This is a genomic window from Qipengyuania sp. MTN3-11 (genome assembly GCF_042851825.1).
Lineage (GTDB): Bacteria > Pseudomonadota > Alphaproteobacteria > Sphingomonadales > Sphingomonadaceae > Qipengyuania.
In genome coordinates this window covers 82959-98868 of record NZ_BTGM01000002.1, presented here as the reverse complement: position 1 = coordinate 98868, position 15910 = coordinate 82959, and the positions used below count along the sequence as shown (strand labels likewise).

Below are 15910 nucleotides of genomic sequence, written 5' to 3'. Positions count from 1 at the left end.
AACATCACGTCAAATGCAAGCGGTTGGTTTCCTTGCAGTCGAGTGCGGCGCGTTTCGAAGTGCGCCCGTCCGATCAGGTGATCGGGCAGGCGGGGTCGAGACGGAAATCGAGATAATTGTCGACCGAGGCCATCAATTCCGCCTGCTCGCTTTCGAAAAAGTGATTGGCGCGCGGAATTTCCTCGTGATGCACGGTGATGTGCTTCTGCGTGCGCAGCTTCTCGACCAGCTTGGTGACGGCCTGCGGCTGGACCACCGTGTCCTGCGCCCCGTGAATGAAGATGCCGCTCGCGGGGCAGGGGGCGAGGAACGAGAAATCATACATGCTCGCCGGCGCGCCCACGGAAATCCAACCTCGGATCTCCGGCCGCCGCATGAGCAGCTGCATCCCGATCAGAGCGCCGAAGCTGACGCCCGCGACCCAGGTCACCTGCGCCTCGGGATGGACCTGCTGGACCCAGTCGAGCGCGCTCGCCGCGTCCGAAAGCTCGCCCACGCCGTTGTCGAAGCTGCCCTGGCTGCGACCGACGCCGCGGAAATTGAACCGCAGCGTGGCGAAGCCGCGGTCGACGAAGGTCTTGTAGAGCCGCTGGGTGATCTGCTCGTTCATCGTGCCTCCGCCCTGCGGGTGGGGGTGAAGGATCATCGCCACCGGCGCACGCGGGCGCGGACCGGGGGAGAAACGGCCTTCGAGGCGGCCCTCGGGGCCGGGAAAGATCACGGTCGGCATGGGGTGGAATACCTTGGTCGAGAATGTCGGATCGCGTTGCTTGCGGGGCTTCACGCGAAGTGGCGCGCTATATAGGGTTTCGTCGTCGAATCGCAATATTTTCGAGCCCGTCCCGTCCCGCAACGCATCTATCTCGATCATGCCGCCACCAGCCCGCTGCGCCCCGAAGCCCGCGCGGCGATGGACGAAGGCTTCCGCCTGTGGGCCAATCCGTCGAGCCCGCACGCCGAAGGCAGGAAGGCGAGGGCGGCGCTCGAGGATGCGCGCGAACGGATCAAGGCGGCGCTCGGCTGGGAGGGCGAACTGATCTTCACCAGCGGCGCGAGCGAGGCAGCGGTGCTGGCCCTGGGGCGATCCCGGGCGAGCACGATCCTGACGAGCGCAGTCGAACACGACTGTATCCTCCAGGCCGCGTCCGAGGCCGACAGGATACCGGTGCACGGCGACGGGGCGGTCGACCTCGAACGGCTTGCGGGTGCGGTCGAGGGTACACGGCCGCTGGTCGCCGTCCAGCACGTCAATTCGGAGACCGGCAACCGGCAGGACATCGCCGCGATTGCCGGCATCGTCAGCGACGCAGGGGGTGTTCTCTTGGTCGACTGCGCGCAGAGCGCGGGGAAAATACCGCTCCCGGCCTGCGACATGGCGATCGTCTCCGCCCATAAATTCGGCGGGCCCATCGGCATCGGCGCGCTGCTGGTGCGCGATTTCGCGATGCTCGAGCCTTCCGGAGGGCACGAACGGGGCTACCGCCGGGGGACCGAGAACTTGCCGGGAGCGCTCGGCATGGCCGCCGCGCTCGATGCGGCAAGCGATCCCTATGTCGACCCTCTCGTTCTCGGACCATTGGACCGGCTCGAGGACATCCTCGAACTTGCCAATCCGACTCCTTATATTCGCGCCATCGCCATGCCGGAGATGTCCGCCACCGCGCAGGTGATGCGCTTCGACATGGCTGGCATCGCGGTATCGCAGGGGAGCGCCTGTTCCAGCGGGACGATGAAGACCAGCCGCGTGCTGGAAGCGATGGGCATCGATCCTAAAGTCGCTGCGAACACCATCCGCGTCTCGGTCGGCTGGAACACCACGCGCGAAGAGGTGGAACGCTTCTGCGAGGCGTGGATAGATATGGCGACTCGGAAATGATCTATCTCGACTACCAGGCCACCACCCCGCTCGCGCCCGAGGCGCGCGATGCCATGCTGCGCTGGATGGACGGGCCGGGCGGGACCGGCTTCGGCAATCCGCACAGCCCCCACCGCATGGGCCGTCAGGCGGCGGCGGCGGTAGAGCTGGCGCGCGATCAGGTGGCTGCGCTGTTCCCGGCGGGCGGCCGCGTGATCTTCACCAGCGGTGCGACCGAGGCGATCAACCTCGCCATACGGGGGAGCGGGAGCACGGGCGCGGTGTCCTATTCCGCGATCGAGCACGCGGCGGTGATCGACACGGCGGAAACCGCCGACAAATCGCATGTGCTCAACGTGGCGAAGAACGGCCAGTGCAACACCAGGCAGGATCTGCCGAACGACACGCGGCTGGTCTGCCTGATGCAGGTCAACAACGAGATCGGCACGATCCAGCCGACCGTCGAATGGCACCGCAAGGCGAAGGAAAACAACGCGCTCTATCTGTGCGACGCGGTCCAGGCCTATGGCAGGATGGAGGTGACCGGCGCGGACATGATCGCGGTCAGCGCGCACAAGCTCCATGGGCCCAAGGGGATCGGCGCGCTGTGGGTGCGCGACGGAATCGATCTGGGCGAGGTGCAGACCGGTGGTGGGCAGGAGAAGGGTCTGCGCTCCGGCACGCTCAGCCCGGCCCTGTGCGCGGGCTTCGGCGCGGCGGCGCAGGAGGCGAGGGAGCGCATGGAGCAGGATGCCGACCACGCCGAGAAGCTGTGGCACCGCGCTCGCGACCTGTTCGAGGATTGGGAACTCAACGGCAGCGCCGAGGCGCGCTGGCACGGCAATATGAACATCCGTCCACGCGGACCCAACGGCGGAGGGCTCGATGTGAACCGGCTGATGAGCGACGTGCGCGACGTCATGTTCTCCGCCGGCAGCGCCTGCGCCAGCGGGTCGGGGCGCACCAGCCACGTCCTCGAGGCGATCGGGCTGAACAAGAAACAGGCGAAGGCAAGCATCCGCCTCGGCTGGGGCCGCTACACGACGATGGAGGAACTGGAGACCGCGGCAGCGAAGATCAACGCCGCGGCAAAGGCGCAGGGTGTGAGCGCGGGCGAATGAGGATCCGCTTCGAAACCAACAAGGGCGAGACCGTCGAGGCAGAGGCACGCGAAGGCGACATCCTGCTGGACGTCGCGCAGGCCGCCGGAATGCCGCTGGAGGGCACCTGCGAGGGGCAGATGGCCTGCTCGACCTGCCATGTGATCGTCGCAGACGAGTGGTTCGGCCGGCTCCCGGACGCGAGCGAGGAGGAGGAAGACATGCTCGACCTCGCCGCCGCGGTGGCGCGCACCAGCCGCCTTTCCTGCCAGATCGTGCTTGGGCCCGAGCACGACGGCCTCACTGTCCGCATCCCCGCCGAAAGCCACGACATGCGCCGGTTCTAGAACCTCTAATCGCCGTCGGGAAAATGCTCGACATGGGTTTCGCCGGTGCGCCCGTAGTAGACCACGCGCCGCCCCTGGAGCGACACCATATAGCCGGCGCAGCCCGCCGCCCGCGCCTTGCGGCAGAAACCGCGATAGCTGTAGCCGGGACCATCTGCCTGCGCTTCGCGAATGGCTTCGCTCAATTTTTCGGCGTCCAGTTCCGGCGCGATCGCCCCTCCGTCAGCGTGGGTCGCCAGATCGAGAGGCTCGCCGTCCGAGAGATAATATGTGGCCGCGTTTCGCTGGAAGTCGACCGCGTAGCCTTCGTAACCCAAGCGCGCCAATTCCTGGAGGATTTCCGGAAAGCTCATCCGGTCCTCTTCGGCGCCGGTCAGGCAGGCTTCGGCGCAGCGTCTTTGATCGGGGGTCATGATCGGGTCCTAGCTTGTGGGAAGGGTCTTGAGTTTCCTTGCGGCCACGATGCTCCGCAGGGCGTGGGTCATGGTTGCCCTGTCGCTATCCGCGAGATCGCCGAAGAATTCGCGATCGTTCTCATCTGCGAGCCGGGCCAATTGCGGCACCAGCGCTCGCCCGGCCGGGCTCAGCGACAACAGGTGAGCACGAGCATCGTCCGCCCGATCCGTGCGGGCGACCAGCGATTTCGCTTCCAGTCGTTCGGCAAGCTTGCTGATGGCGCCGCGGCTCATTCCCATCGCCTCGGACAGGCGGCTGGGGCCCAGCATGTCGTGATCGCGCAGCGTGCGCAGGAACACCCATTCGGCCACCGTGACCCCATGCCGGTCGAGCTTGCGCGCGAAAGCGGCGGAAACGTGATTCGAGACGAAGCGGAGCCAGTAGCCCAGATGATCGCCCAGTTCCGATGCCGGTTCGGTTTCGTCCGCCAATAGTCCGGTCCTTTCGAACCCGATCTAAGACAAGATTGTTTCCTAGTCAACAAAACAGATTTGGGAACGGGCGGCGTGCCGCAACCCCGTCATGGCTGCGAGAGGGGTAATCTCAGCGCCGGAGGACCCAGGGTTCCCGCGTCCGGTCTAGCGCCAGGGCGCCTGCCCACGGCCGGCAAAGGTCATAGGCCTCGGAGGGCGTGCCTTCCATCCAGCGCGCCCGGTCCGCCTCGCGCAGGATCACCGGCATGCGGTCGTGCACTCCGTCCATGTCGATGCAAGCTTCGGTCATCATCATCGAATAGCACGGCCCCCACTCGTCGCTTTCGCGCCAGATCCCCGCAACGCTGAACAGCTCCGCATCGGGAAGCGATATCCATGTCCGTGTCTTGCCGCCCTTCGGTCCCTCGGCCTCGGCGAATCCGGTCAGCGGGAGCAGGCAGCGCCGTTCCTCGAAGCTGTAACGCCAGAAGAAGCTCTTCACCCTGTCTGCGCGGGTGTTGTTGACCGGCTTGGGCTTGAGCGGCTGGCCTTGCTTGCCCTTGCGCGACAGCGGGAACCCCCAGACCATCGAGCGCGCCCGCTCTCCGTCGAACACCAGGCCGGGCTGGCCGGGATAGACTTCCATCCCCGCATTGCCGATCTCTACCGCGATGTCGCCGAACATCGCCGCGACCTCGCTGGCGGGTTTGGTCATGCGGTAGAGGTTGCACATGGGTCCCTTGTGGACCGGCATCCCACAAACGAAAAGCCCCACCGCATCGCTGCGGCGGGGCCATAATCGCTTGGGTCGGAAATCAGGCGGATTCGAGCTGGCGATCGTCGACCTTCACGCCCAGCGCTTCGATCAGCGCCTTGGAAAAGGCCGGAATGTCGTCGGGGTTGCGGCTGGTGATGAGGTTGCCGTCGGTCGCGACTTCCTGATCCACTACCTTCGCGCCGGCATTCTTCAGATCGGTGCGGATCGAGGTGTAGCAGGTCGCCGTCTTGCCCTCGACGATACCGGCCTCGATCAGCATCCACGGCGCGTGGCAGATCGCCGCGATCGGCTTGCCCGCATCGTTGAATTCGCGGACGATGGCCACCGCGCGGTCGTTGGCGCGCAGGAGGTCCGGGTTGATCTGACCACCGGGGATCAGAAGCGCGTCGTATTCCGCACAGTCGGAAACATCGTCGACGGTTTTGTCGACCTTGACGCTCTTGCCCCAGTCGTCCTGGTCCCAACCCTTGATTTCGCCGCTTTCGAGACTGACCACGGTCGTCTCGATACCGGCGTTTTCGAGATTGGCCTTCGGCTTCAGCAGTTCGGACTGCTCGAAGCCGTCGGTGGCGAGGATCATCACATGCTTGGTCATAGGTACTTCCTTGATTTGGTTACGACCTTGCAACGTATGGGGAAAGGCAGTCGTTCCGTTCTTCTAGCCAGGCCGGGCCGGTGATAGGGCGAGCCGCATGGCCACCATCGAAGACGAGAAAGACCCGTTCGACGCGATCGTCGATGCCCCGTTCGACAGCGCGCTAAGCGAACGGTATCTTGTCTATGCGCTCAGCACGATCACCGCGCGCTCGCTCCCCGACCTGCGCGACGGGCTGAAGCCGGTTCACCGACGGCTGCTGTGGGCGATGCGGCAGTTGAAGCTCAATCCGACCGACGCTTTCAAGAAGTCCGCCCGCGTGGTGGGCGACGTGATCGGCAAGTATCACCCGCACGGCGATGCCAGCGTCTACGATGCCATGGTCCGCTTGGCGCAGGATTTCGCGCTGCGTTATCCGCTGGTCGAGGGGCAGGGCAATTTCGGCAATATCGACGGCGATAACGCCGCTGCCTATCGCTATACCGAAGCCCGCCTGACAAGGACCGCGCTGCGGCTGATGGAGGGGCTGGACGAGGGCACGGTCGATTTCGTCCCGACCTACAATGGCGAGGAGCAGGAGCCGGAAATCTTCCCCGGCCTGTTTCCCAACCTGCTCGCCAACGGCGCCAGCGGGATCGCGGTTGGCATGGCCACCAATATCCCCAGCCACAACGTCGCCGAGGTCGTCGACGCGACGCTGGAGCTGATCGACAATCCGCATGTCGAACACGCGCGGCTGATGGAGCTGTTCCACGGGCCCGATTTCGCCACCGGCGGACTGGTCGTCGACAGCGCGGAGACGATCGCCAGAGCTTACGAGACCGGCCGCGGCAGCTTCCGCATCCGCGCGCGCTTCCATGCCGCCGAAGCCGCCGCGCCCGCCGATCGCGAAGCGGGGATCGAGAGGCTCGGCGGCGGCCAGTGGCAGCTGGTGATCGACCAGATCCCCTATCAGGTGCAGAAGGGCCGCCTGATCGAGCAGGTCGCGCAGCTGATCGCCGACAAGAAGCTGCCGATCCTCGAGGACGTGCGCGACGAGAGCGACGAGAACATCCGCATCGTCTTCGTGCCGCGCAGCCGCAACGTCGATCCCGAACTGCTCAGGGAAAGCCTCTACAAGCTCACCGATCTCGAGGTGCGGTTCGGGCTCAACCTCAACGTCCTCGATGCCACCCGCACGCCGATGGTGATGGGCTTGAAGGAGCTGCTTGGCAATTGGGTCGCGAGCCAGATCGACATCCTCCAGCGGCGCAGCCGGCACCGGCTGGACCAGATCGCCCGGCGGCTGGAGCTGGTCGAGGGCTACATCGTCGCCTTTCTCAATCTCGACCGGGTGATCGCGATCATCCGCTCCGAGGACGAGCCCAAGCCGGTGATGATGGCGGAGTTCGGCCTCACCGACCGGCAGGCCGAGGCGATCCTCAACATGCGGCTGCGGAGCCTGCGCAAGCTCGAGGAAATGGAGCTCAGGCAGGAAAAGGACGCGCTCCTGAAGGAGCAGGACGAGCTCGAGAAGCTGCTCGGCTCGCCGGCGCGCCAGCGCACCCGGCTGAAGCGCGACCTCGCCGCGCTCAGGAAGGAATACGGCCCCGACACCGCGCTCGGCGCACGCCGCACGCGAATCGAGGAGGCGGCGCCGGCGGTCGAGTTCAGCATGGACGCGATGATCGAGAAGGAGCCCGTCACCGTCGTCCTCAGCCAGAAGGGCTGGGTGCGCGCGGCGAGGGGCCATGTCGACCTTGCCGGGAGTTCGGACGGCATGGGCGATTTCAAGTACAAGGAAGGCGACGGGCCCGCCTTCGCGCTCCACGCGCAGACCACCGACAAGCTCCTGCTCGCCGCCGACGACGGGCGTTTCTTCACGCTTGGCGCGGACAAGCTTCCAGGCGCGCGCGGCTTCGGCGAGCCGGTGCGCAACACGCTCGACATCGATCCTCAGGCGAACATCGTCGCGGTGATCGTCCATCGCGCGGGCACCCGGCTGTTGCTGGCGGCGACCACCGGCAAGGGCTTTGCCGCGACGACCGACGATCTCCTCGCCGAAACCCGCAAGGGGCGGCAGGTGATGAACGTGAAGGACGAAGCGAAGCTGCGCGTGGCGCGGCCGATCCCCGCCGGCCACGATCACGTCGCGGTGGTCGGCGACAACCGCAAGCTGGTGGTCTTCAATCTCGAGGAACTGCCCGATCTCGCGCGCGGACAGGGGGTGAAGCTGCAGAATTACCGCGACGGCGGCCTCAGCGATGCCACCACCTTCCGTCTCGAGGAAGGGCTCAGCTGGATCATGGGTGGCAAGGAAGGCCGCACCCGCACCGAGGGCGAGATGTGGCAGTGGAAGGTCGCTCGCGGCGGGGCCGGGCGGATGCCGCCCCAGGGATTTCCCCGCGACAACCGGTTTACGTAAGGCGGTTCACCTGAGGCGGTTCGCCCGGGGCGGTTCGCTCCGGGAAGCAAATAGGAAAAAGGGCCGGAAACGGTTTCCCGCCTCCGACCCCCCGAAACCCTTCCGGTGCGACCCGAAGGGCTCGTCCGAATTCCTATTCGCCGGTGGTCTCACCCTGCGCGGACATCGCCTCGTCGATCTGGGCATTGGTAAGACGCGCCATCAGGCCTGCGTCGCTCATCGCGAAATATTCGCGCAGCAGCGTGACCTTGTCCGCCTCGTCGCCGCCGCGGGCGATCACGATGTTGTTGCCGTCGACTTCGAGGATGGTTCCGAGCGCGGCATTGTCGGCGGCGACGACGGTGGCGCCTTCGACAAGCGCGGCATCGCGCGCGGCATTGGCTTCCGCGATCTGCGCATCGACCATGCTGTCGAGCTGGGCCTTGGTCACGGTCACGGTCGGACCGGCTTCACCCTGTCCGTACATGCTCACCGCAAGCGGCACCTTGTGCTTGCCGGTATCGAGAATGGCTTCGCCATTGGCGACGCTTTCGATCGTTCCGACGACGTTGCCCTGCGGTCCGGTGACGGTTGCGCCAGCGACGACCTGGCTAGCGGCCTGAGCCGGAGCCTCGGCGGTTTCCTGTGCAAATGCCGGGGTGGCCGACAGGGCGATGGCAGCAGCGGCCAGCTTGAGGGTGTTCATCGAAATTCTCCAAGGTCTGTTTCTGGATAGAGGACTGAAATGCGACACATCCGCGATCGTGCCCCGGCACGACGCGAAAACACCGCCAATTGTTGCTTCGCGGAGGTGAACCGGGCCAAGGTCCGGACGTCGATCCGCCGCGAACGGGCTGGGGCTTGGCAAGGTCGGTTCGGATTTGCAACCGCTGGGCCCCTTATACCAGACGCACATGAAGCCGCGATGAAGGCCTAGCGCGTCGCCAGAGCCTCCTCGAGCAAGGACTCCACCCTCGAGCGATCGGGAAAGCCCTCGGCCACCCAGCGGCGCTCGATCGCTTGGAGCATCCGAGCGACTTCGGGCCCGCGCGCGACGCCCCGTGCGACGATCTCGCCACCCTTGAGCGGCAGCGTGGGTATTTCCCAGCCCTGCAACGGCGAGGGGTCGGCACCGGTCAGCAGAAGGCGGTCCTTCGCACAGGCGATGCCAACGCCGTAGGCCAGCGCGCGCGGCTGTTCGCCGTCCCGCGCATCGCGCGCTGCGGCACACGTCAGCCGCTCCCGCTGGCTGCGCGAGAGTCGCAGCCGTGCTGCGACCGTTTCCGCTACCGGCGGCAGGGCAGGGAGCATCGCGGCCAGCCGGCGCATGGCGTCGGGAGTAACGGCATAGGTTTTCTCGGCGGCGATCAGGGCCTCCAAATTCGCCACTTCGCGCCGCCCGCATTCGGGGAGGATTTCCCGTAGCACATCCAGCTCGCGCATCTTGGCGACGGTGGCGGAAGGGTCGGGCAGCGCGAGCAGGTTCTGCAGCTCCCAACCCACGCGCTCGCGGCTTAGCCCCTTGAGGCTGGGGGCGAGTTCGCTGCAGGCTTCGGTCGCCTCCGCGTCCCAGTCGTCGGCGAAGCGGGTGGCGAAGCGGAAATAGCGCAGGATCCGCAGGTGATCTTCGCGGATACGGGTGCGGGCATCGCCGATGAACCGCACCCGGCGGGCGGCGAGATCGTCGAGACCGCCGAAATAGTCCGAAATCTCCAGCGTTCCGGGGTGGGCATAGAGCGCGTTGATGGTGAAATCGCGCCGCGCCGCATCGTCCTTCCACTCGCTGGCATAGGCAACCTGGGCATAGCGGCCGTCGGTGGCGAGATCGCAGCGCAGGGTCGTCACCTCGACATTGCCGTCCGGCAGGATGGCGGTGACGGTGCCGTGGTCGATCCCGGTGGGGACGGTGCGGATGCCTGCTTCCCGGCACAGATCGATGACTCGCTCCGGCCTGTGGCGGGTGGCGGCATCGATGTCGTGGCTGGGGCAGCCCATCAGCGCATCGCGCACGCAGCCGCCAACCCAGCGCATCTCCTCTGCCCCCAGCGCCGCGACCAGCGCCGCGAGGTCCTCGCGTCCGGTCCAGTCGGTATGCGGCATCCTAGTCACGCACGGCCTCCAGCCATGCGAGCCGACGGGAAAGGTTGTAGCAGATCGCCGCGGTGACCCCCCAGATACGGTAACCGCCATGATCGAGCTCGAGATATTCGCGCGTCGCGCCCTTCCAGAACACTTCGTTGCGGGTCCAGCTGCGTGCATTCATCAGCAGGTCGAGCGGAGCCTCGAACCAGCTCTCGACCTCGCGTTCGCAGGCGACCAGCGGCAGGCCGGGGGGCACGACGCCGAGCACCGGGGTGATGTCGAAACCGGTGCCGGTCTGGTAGCGGTCGGTGGTGCCGATGACCGAGACTTCGGCCGGGTCGAGCGCCAGTTCCTCCTGCGCCTCGCGCAGTGCCGCCGCAACCGGGGCCTCCCCCGGCTCGAGCTTGCCGCCAGGGAAGGCGACCTGGCCGGGATGGTCCTTCATCGTGCGCGGGCGTTGGGTCAGGATGACGGTCGGTTCCGGGCGATCGACGACCGCTATCAGCACTGCGGCCTCGGCGGTGCGCCCGGCCTCGGCGAAGCGCGCATCGCTCATCAGCCCCTCGATGTCTTGCGCATGACCCCGCGCGAAGAGCTCGCTCAGCCGGTCGAGAAGCGCGGTCATGAGGGGCGCAGCGGGAAGCTGCGGCCTCCGCTGGTCACGGTCCAGTCGTCGCCTTCCTCGAGCGCGATCTGCGCGAGCTGTTCGTAGGTCGAGCGGTTGAGCCGCGCCTCGCAGCCCCGGCGGACCATCAGGTAGAGCGACGGCAGATCGGGATCGCCCGCCGCGCGCAGCGGATGGTCGGGGCCGGCGACGACCAGCTCGTCGGTGCCGAGCCGGAAGGCGAGGTCGCCATCGACCCGGCGCACGTCGACCGCCTGGAAACACGCATCCTCCACCGCGATCCGCAGCTTCTGATAGGGGACGACCAGCCAGTGGCTCCCGTCTTCCTCGCGGTTGAGGAGGCTTGCGAAAGCGCGCACCATCGCCGGGCGGGTGATCGGCGATCCGTTGTGAAGCCAGGTGCCGTCGGCGGCGATCCGCATGCCGCTCTCGCCCACATTGTCCGGGTTCCACTGCTCGACCGGCGGCAGTTTGCGCGCCGCGACCGCCTCGGCGATCTCGGCGAGCGACATTCCGGCAAGTTCTGGCGGCGGTTCGTAGGGCATCGGATGGAGCGTTGGCAGATGGCGGGGTGCGACTCAATCCTCGCCGCTATCCCTGCGGGCTCCACGGCCCCAGCATGCCCCGTACGGGAAGGATCGCCGGATTGGCGCAACGTGCCAGCAGGCGGTGCTGCTCGTAGGGGCCGGGGCAGCGCCAGCCGCCGGTGTGCGCCGGCGAGAAATCCCAGCGGCCGTAATAGTCCTCGTCGCCGATCAGCACCTGCGGCAAGGGCGCCGTAGGCTCGATCGCACCGAGCGATGCGGCCATGAGCGCCTTGCCGAAGCCTTCGCCCTGCCGCCCGGGCGCGACCGCGACCGGGCCGACCATCAGCAGCGGATGGGCGCGCCCCTCGGGATCGGTCAGCGCGACCGGCCACAGCTGGATCGAGGCGACGAGATAATCCTCCTCGTCCAGCGCCGCGAAGCTCAGCGCCGGGAGCCAGTCCATCCCGGCGCGGATGCGATAGGCGGTTCGGGCATGGCGATCCGTCCCGAAACTCGCATCGAGCAGGTCCTCGACCAGCTGCGGGTCGATCGCGGTAAGGGGAACGATGGTGGCCACGGGCGGGGCGCGATAAGGCCCCGCCGCGGTGCTGTCGAGCGCGATCAGAGTGCCATCATCATCGCGGGGTCAGCCGCAGCAGCCGCGCCCCGTCGCGGTCCTCCAACACGTAAAGCGCGCCGTCGGGCCCTTCGATCACCGACCGGATGCGGCTGCCCATCGGATAGCGGGCGACCTCGCGCGCCTGTTCGCCGTCGATGGCCACATGAACCAGGCCCTCGGTCACGAGACCCGAGATGATCAGGTCGCCCTTCAGCGCCGGGAACAGATCGCCCGAATAGAAGGTCATGTTGCCCGGTGCGATCACCGGGGTCCAGCTGATCGCGGGCTTGGCGAAGCCGTCGTCGGCGCTGTGATCGGGAATGTCGGAACCGTCGTAATTGACGCCGTTCGAGCGTACCGGCCAACCGTAGTTCTGCCCCTGCCGCACGAGATTGAGCTCGTCGCCGCCTTTGGGGCCGTGCTCGATTTCCCACAAACGGCCCTGCGCGTCGAAATCGATGCCCAGGATGTTGCGGTGGCCCCAGCTCCAGATCTGGTCCGACGGGCTGCCGCGGCTTGCGAGCGGGTTGCCCGGCGCAGGCGTGCCGTCGAGATTGAGCCGCACGATCGTGCCGAGCGTGTTCGAGGTATCCTGCGCCGGCTGCATCTTCTGCCGCTCGCCGCTGGCAACGAACATGTAGCGCTCGTCCGGGCTGAACACGATCCGGTGCGAGAAATGGCCGCGCCCGGTGACCTTGGGCTGCTGGCGCCAGATCACGTTCAGCCCCTCGATCGAACAGGCGCGGGCATTGGGACAGCTGAGCGTGCCGCGCCCGACCACTGCGCCGCGGGTGTCGCCGTCGCCCGCCTCGACCCAGCTCAGATAGATGGTGCGGCCCGACAGCGGCGATCCCGCCTGGCTCGGCAGGAAGGCGATGTCGCCGAGGCCGCCCTGGCCGCCGTAATCGACCTGCGGCACGCCACTGACCGTGATCGTGTTGCCGCTGTCGCGGTCGTAACCGACGATGCGGCCCGGCTTGGTGGTCACGAACAGCACCTCGGTCCCCGGCGCGAATGCCTGCGCCCAAGGCTCGTCGAGCGTGTCGATGGTCTCGGTCGCGAAGCTGATTTCGCCGTCCATCTGTCCACCCGTGGAGGGGGCGGGGGTCGATTGCGCGGCGGTATCCCCGGTCGCGCTGCCACCGCAACTTGCGAGGAAGAGGGCAGGCGATAGAATGGCGGCGAAGAGGTTTTTCTCGGTCATGCTCTCAGGAACTCCCCAAAATGGACTTGGCTCCGCCCGGATGATCGCGGGCGTCGACGAGGCAGGCCGTGGCCCCCTGGCGGGGCCGGTTGTGGCCGCTGCCGTGGTGCTGTGCAAGCCGTGTCCCGCCGGGCTCGGCGATTCCAAGGCGCTCTCGCCGCAAGTCCGCGCGAAGCTCGACAGGGCGATCCGCGCGCGTTGCGCCTACGGGATCGGCGTGGTCGAGGTCGAGGCGATCGACCGGCTCAACATCTTCGGCGCGACCATGCTGGCGATGACCCTGGCGATGGAACGGCTGTGCGAAGCTCTGGGGCTCGAGGATTGCGAGGCGCTGATCGACGGCCATCTCACCCCCGCGGGCCGCAATGCCGGCTGGCGCTGGCCCGCGCGCGCCATCGTCAAGGGCGATGCCAGGGAGCGCTGCATCGGGGCCGCCAGCATCATCGCCAAGGAGCACCGCGACCGGCTGATGCGCGAGGCCGCCGCCCGCCATCCCCATTACGGCTGGGACCGCAACGCCGGCTACGGAACGCCCGAGCACCTTGCCGCATTGCGTGAACACGGGCCTTCGCCGCTGCACCGCCGCAGCTTCGCGCCCGTCGCCCAGATGGAGATGTTCGCGTGAGTTTCGCCTTTTTCGACATGCCGGACCAGACCGGCAGGACCGCCGTGGTTACCGGCGCCAACACCGGCATCGGCCTGGAGATCGCCCGGGGGCTCGCCCGCAAGGGCGCCCGCGTGATCCTCGCCTGCCGCGATGCCGACAGGGCGAACGCGGCGATCGAGGACATCCGCAGCGGCCCGGAACGCGCCGACTGCGCCTATCTCCACCTCGATCTCGCCAACATCGCTTCGGTCCGCGATGCGGCGGCGGAGCTCGGGAAGGAGCAGCAGATCGACCTTCTGATCAACAATGCAGGGGTCATGATCCCGCCGCTCTCGCACGGATCGACGGGTGCCGAACTGCAATTCGCGGTCAATCATCTCGGCCATTTCGCGCTGAAGGGACTGCTGATGGGCAAGCTGGCGGCGGATGGCGGCGCGCGGGTGGTCAGCCAGGCGAGCCTAGCCCACAAGGGTGCCGGAATCGACTTCGACAATCTCGACGCCCGCCACGGCTACAGCCGTCTGCGCTTCTACGGCCAGAGCAAGCTCGCCAACCTGCTCTTCGCCTTCGAGCTCGACAGGCGGCTGCGCGCGGCGAATTCGCCCGTGGTCTCGGTGGCCTGCCATCCCGGCATCGCCCGGACCGAACTCACTCGCCATCTCGGCGTGCTCGGCCCGGTCTTCGGCGCGGCCACCGGCTTCCTGCTCAATGATTCGGTGAAGGGCGCTCTGCCCGCGCTCCAGGCGGCCACCGATCCCGATGCCGAGGGCGGGGACTATTACGGCCCCTATGGCCTGCGCGAAATGAGCGGCGGCGCGTCGGGCCCGGCGGTGGCGGCCAGGACCGCGCAGGACCCCCAGCTCGCAGCCCGGTTGTGGGAGAAGTCGGTCGCGATGACCGGCATCGATCCCGGGCTGGAACCCGCGCCTGCGCAAACGCCCGCCTAGCGAGTCCTCGGCGCAACACCACCGCATCTTGGGCCGCGGCTTCGGACTTCGGCGCAAGATGTCGTGGGGACTCTTTTCGTTCCGCGCGACCCCGGCATGGCTAACGCGCAATTAACCATGCCGCTCTAAACCTCGGTGCTTGACCGTGGGTCCGTTTGGACTCACCCTGTGGATAAATCAGGGCAGGGGAGCCTCATGGGGGTTATCGAGACCGTCAAGTCTCGCGCGCAAGCGATTGAGCAAAAGGGAAATACTGTCGGGGCACTGCCGCTCGGGCAGATTCTCGACGGCGACTGCGTCGAGCGGCTTCGGGCGCTGCCCGACGCCTCGATCGATCTCGTCTTCGCCGATCCCCCGTACAATCTCCAGCTCGGCGGGGATCTCAACCGGCCCGACGGCAGCCATGTCGATGCCGTCACCGACGCCTGGGACCGTTTCGACAGCTTCCGGACTTACGACGATTTTACAAAGGCCTGGCTCACGGAATGCAAGCGCGTTCTGAAGCCCGACGGGGCGCTGTGGGTGATCGGCAGCTACCACAACATCTACCGCGTCGGCGCGATCCTGCAGGATCTGGGCTTCTGGATCTTGAACGACATCGTCTGGCGCAAGACCAACCCGATGCCCAATTTCCGCGGCACCCGCTTCACCAATGCGCACGAGACGCTGCTGTGGTGCAGCCAGGGCGAGAAGGCGAAATACCACTTCAACTACCGCGCGATGAAGACGCTGAACGACGAGCTGCAGATGCGCAGCGACTGGGTCCTGCCGATCTGCAACGGGGCGGAGCGGCTGAAGGAGGGCGGACACAAGGTCCACCCGACCCAGAAGCCCGAGGCGTTGCTCTACCGCGTGCTGCTTGCCACCACGACACGCGGCGACGTCGTGCTCGATCCCTTCTTCGGCACCGGCACCACCGGCGCGGTGGCCAAGCGGCTCGGCCGCCAGTGGATCGGCTGCGAGCGCGAGGGGGCGTACCGCGACGCGGCGATGAAGCGCATCGAAAAAGAACTCCCGCTCGACGAAAGCGCGCTCACCACGATGCAGGCCGGCCGCAGCGCGCCGAAAGTGGCCTTCGGCGCGCTGGTCGAGAACGGCCTGGTGCCGCCGGGCACGAAGCTCTTCGACAAGCAGCGCCGCTGGACCGCGACGGTCCGCGCCGACGGCTCGCTCGCCTGCGAGAAACATACCGGCAGCATCCACGGGCTCGGCAAGGACCTGCAAGGTGCCCCCAGCTGCAACGGCTGGACCTTCTGGCACTACGAGGCGGACGGCGAAATCAAACCCATCGACGCCGCGCGGCAGCTCTACCTGTTGGCCAGCGAGGATTGAGGGGAAGGTCGGGGCCCGACCGGGATCTCGACCTGATCGG

The 15910-nt window shown here is 67.0% G+C and carries 18 protein-coding genes; 7 read left to right on the top strand and 11 right to left on the bottom strand.

What is annotated here, in order from left to right; all coding sequences use genetic code 11:
• Positions 1-73 precede the first annotated feature (73 nt).
• Complete coding sequence (locus ACGHN1_RS07715) at positions 74-730, bottom strand: alpha/beta hydrolase (protein WP_390550901.1); 657 nt, start codon at positions 728-730, stop codon at positions 74-76.
• Between the two features lie 180 nt (positions 731-910).
• Between ACGHN1_RS07715 and ACGHN1_RS07710 the strand changes: the two genes are divergently transcribed.
• The 3 genes from ACGHN1_RS07710 to ACGHN1_RS07700 are packed head-to-tail and all read left to right on the top strand — an operon-like array spanning position 911 to position 3302.
• On the top strand, positions 911-1876 hold the full coding sequence (locus ACGHN1_RS07710; RefSeq protein WP_390550008.1) for a cysteine desulfurase family protein: 966 nt from the start codon (positions 911-913) through the stop codon (positions 1874-1876).
• Positions 1873-2976, top strand: a complete 1104-nt coding sequence (locus ACGHN1_RS07705; protein WP_390550006.1) for a cysteine desulfurase family protein — start codon at positions 1873-1875, stop codon at positions 2974-2976. Before ACGHN1_RS07710 ends, ACGHN1_RS07705 begins: the two co-directional genes overlap by 4 nt.
• Positions 2973-3302 (top strand): 2Fe-2S iron-sulfur cluster-binding protein, encoded by a 330-nt coding sequence (locus tag ACGHN1_RS07700; RefSeq protein ID WP_390550004.1) that lies wholly within the window; start codon positions 2973-2975, stop codon positions 3300-3302. The genes ACGHN1_RS07705 and ACGHN1_RS07700 overlap by 4 nt, the downstream gene beginning before the upstream one ends.
• A 5-nt stretch (positions 3303-3307) precedes the next feature.
• On the opposite strand, the gene ACGHN1_RS07695 is transcribed toward ACGHN1_RS07700, so the two are convergent.
• From ACGHN1_RS07695 to ACGHN1_RS07680, 4 genes are all read right to left on the bottom strand, one after another.
• Positions 3308-3715, bottom strand: a complete 408-nt coding sequence (locus tag ACGHN1_RS07695) for a DUF1398 domain-containing protein (protein ID WP_390550003.1) — start codon at positions 3713-3715, stop codon at positions 3308-3310.
• 9 nt (positions 3716-3724) lie between these two features.
• Positions 3725-4189, bottom strand: coding sequence for a MarR family winged helix-turn-helix transcriptional regulator (locus ACGHN1_RS07690; RefSeq protein WP_390550001.1), 465 nt, complete (start codon positions 4187-4189; stop codon positions 3725-3727).
• A gap of 112 nt (positions 4190-4301) precedes the next feature.
• Complete coding sequence (locus tag ACGHN1_RS07685; protein WP_390550900.1) at positions 4302-4904, bottom strand: SOS response-associated peptidase; 603 nt, start codon at positions 4902-4904, stop codon at positions 4302-4304.
• Between the two features lie 82 nt (positions 4905-4986).
• Complete coding sequence (locus tag ACGHN1_RS07680; RefSeq protein WP_390549999.1) at positions 4987-5544, bottom strand: type 1 glutamine amidotransferase domain-containing protein; 558 nt, start codon at positions 5542-5544, stop codon at positions 4987-4989.
• 97 nt (positions 5545-5641) lie between these two features.
• On the opposite strand from ACGHN1_RS07680, the gene parC reads away from it, so the two are divergent.
• Positions 5642-7948, top strand: coding sequence for a DNA topoisomerase IV subunit A (gene parC / locus ACGHN1_RS07675; protein WP_390549997.1), 2307 nt, complete (start codon positions 5642-5644; stop codon positions 7946-7948).
• Between the two features lie 133 nt (positions 7949-8081).
• On the opposite strand, the gene ACGHN1_RS07670 is transcribed toward parC, so the two are convergent.
• From ACGHN1_RS07670 to ACGHN1_RS07645, 6 genes are all read right to left on the bottom strand, one after another.
• On the bottom strand, positions 8082-8633 hold the full coding sequence (locus tag ACGHN1_RS07670) for a hypothetical protein (protein WP_390549995.1): 552 nt from the start codon (positions 8631-8633) through the stop codon (positions 8082-8084).
• Between the two features lie 227 nt (positions 8634-8860).
• Complete coding sequence (locus ACGHN1_RS07665; protein ID WP_390550899.1) at positions 8861-10027, bottom strand: CCA tRNA nucleotidyltransferase; 1167 nt, start codon at positions 10025-10027, stop codon at positions 8861-8863.
• A 1-nt stretch (position 10028) separates the two neighbouring features.
• Positions 10029-10634 (bottom strand): CoA pyrophosphatase, encoded by a 606-nt coding sequence (locus tag ACGHN1_RS07660; protein ID WP_390549993.1) that lies wholly within the window; start codon positions 10632-10634, stop codon positions 10029-10031.
• Positions 10631-11179 carry a DUF1285 domain-containing protein gene (locus tag ACGHN1_RS07655; RefSeq protein WP_390549991.1) on the bottom strand — a complete coding sequence of 183 codons (549 nt, stop codon included), beginning with the start codon at positions 11177-11179 and terminating at the stop codon, positions 10631-10633. The genes ACGHN1_RS07660 and ACGHN1_RS07655 overlap by 4 nt, the downstream gene beginning before the upstream one ends.
• Positions 11180-11225: 46 nt before the next feature.
• A complete protein-coding gene (locus tag ACGHN1_RS07650) occupies positions 11226-11738 on the bottom strand; it encodes a GNAT family N-acetyltransferase (RefSeq protein ID WP_390549989.1) in 513 nt (170 codons plus the stop codon).
• 58 nt (positions 11739-11796) lie between these two features.
• Positions 11797-12984: a PQQ-dependent sugar dehydrogenase gene (locus ACGHN1_RS07645; RefSeq protein ID WP_390549987.1), complete on the bottom strand. Its 1188-nt coding sequence runs from the start codon at positions 12982-12984 to the stop codon at positions 11797-11799.
• Positions 12985-13024: 40 nt separating this feature from the next.
• On the opposite strand from ACGHN1_RS07645, the gene ACGHN1_RS07640 reads away from it, so the two are divergent.
• The 3 genes from ACGHN1_RS07640 (at position 13025) to ACGHN1_RS07630 (ending at position 15870) form a co-directional block, all read left to right on the top strand.
• Positions 13025-13609: a ribonuclease HII gene (locus tag ACGHN1_RS07640; RefSeq protein WP_390549985.1), complete on the top strand. Its 585-nt coding sequence runs from the start codon at positions 13025-13027 to the stop codon at positions 13607-13609.
• Positions 13606-14538 carry an oxidoreductase gene (locus ACGHN1_RS07635; RefSeq protein WP_390549983.1) on the top strand — a complete coding sequence of 311 codons (933 nt, stop codon included), beginning with the start codon at positions 13606-13608 and terminating at the stop codon, positions 14536-14538. The genes ACGHN1_RS07640 and ACGHN1_RS07635 overlap by 4 nt, the downstream gene beginning before the upstream one ends.
• 195 nt (positions 14539-14733) lie before the next feature.
• A complete protein-coding gene (locus tag ACGHN1_RS07630) occupies positions 14734-15870 on the top strand; it encodes a site-specific DNA-methyltransferase (protein ID WP_390549981.1) in 1137 nt (378 codons plus the stop codon).
• Positions 15871-15910: the final 40 nt, after the last annotated feature.

Bases quoted from the DNA above. Each gene is read 5' to 3' on its own strand.
- ACGHN1_RS07670 (WP_390549995.1), bottom strand. From the start codon at position 8,633: ATGAACACCCTCAAGCTGGCCGCTGCTGCCATCGCCCTGTCGGCCACC.
- ACGHN1_RS07685 (WP_390550900.1), bottom strand. From the start codon at position 4,904: ATGTGCAACCTCTACCGCATGACCAAACCCGCCAGCGAGGTCGCGGCG.
- ACGHN1_RS07705 (WP_390550006.1), top strand. From the start codon at position 1,873: ATGATCTATCTCGACTACCAGGCCACCACCCCGCTCGCGCCCGAGGCG.
- ACGHN1_RS07680 (WP_390549999.1), bottom strand. From the start codon at position 5,544: ATGACCAAGCATGTGATGATCCTCGCCACCGACGGCTTCGAGCAGTCC.
- ACGHN1_RS07630 (WP_390549981.1), top strand. From the start codon at position 14,734: ATGGGGGTTATCGAGACCGTCAAGTCTCGCGCGCAAGCGATTGAGCAA.
- parC (WP_390549997.1), top strand. From the start codon at position 5,642: ATGGCCACCATCGAAGACGAGAAAGACCCGTTCGACGCGATCGTCGAT.
- ACGHN1_RS07655 (WP_390549991.1), bottom strand. From the start codon at position 11,179: ATGCCCTACGAACCGCCGCCAGAACTTGCCGGAATGTCGCTCGCCGAG.
- ACGHN1_RS07665 (WP_390550899.1), bottom strand. From the start codon at position 10,027: ATGCCGCATACCGACTGGACCGGACGCGAGGACCTCGCGGCGCTGGTC.
- ACGHN1_RS07645 (WP_390549987.1), bottom strand. From the start codon at position 12,984: ATGACCGAGAAAAACCTCTTCGCCGCCATTCTATCGCCTGCCCTCTTC.
- ACGHN1_RS07710 (WP_390550008.1), top strand. From the start codon at position 911: ATGGACGAAGGCTTCCGCCTGTGGGCCAATCCGTCGAGCCCGCACGCC.
- ACGHN1_RS07695 (WP_390550003.1), bottom strand. From the start codon at position 3,715: ATGACCCCCGATCAAAGACGCTGCGCCGAAGCCTGCCTGACCGGCGCC.
- ACGHN1_RS07700 (WP_390550004.1), top strand. From the start codon at position 2,973: ATGAGGATCCGCTTCGAAACCAACAAGGGCGAGACCGTCGAGGCAGAG.
- ACGHN1_RS07640 (WP_390549985.1), top strand. From the start codon at position 13,025: ATGATCGCGGGCGTCGACGAGGCAGGCCGTGGCCCCCTGGCGGGGCCG.
- ACGHN1_RS07715 (WP_390550901.1), bottom strand. From the start codon at position 730: ATGCCGACCGTGATCTTTCCCGGCCCCGAGGGCCGCCTCGAAGGCCGT.
- ACGHN1_RS07660 (WP_390549993.1), bottom strand. From the start codon at position 10,634: ATGACCGCGCTTCTCGACCGGCTGAGCGAGCTCTTCGCGCGGGGTCAT.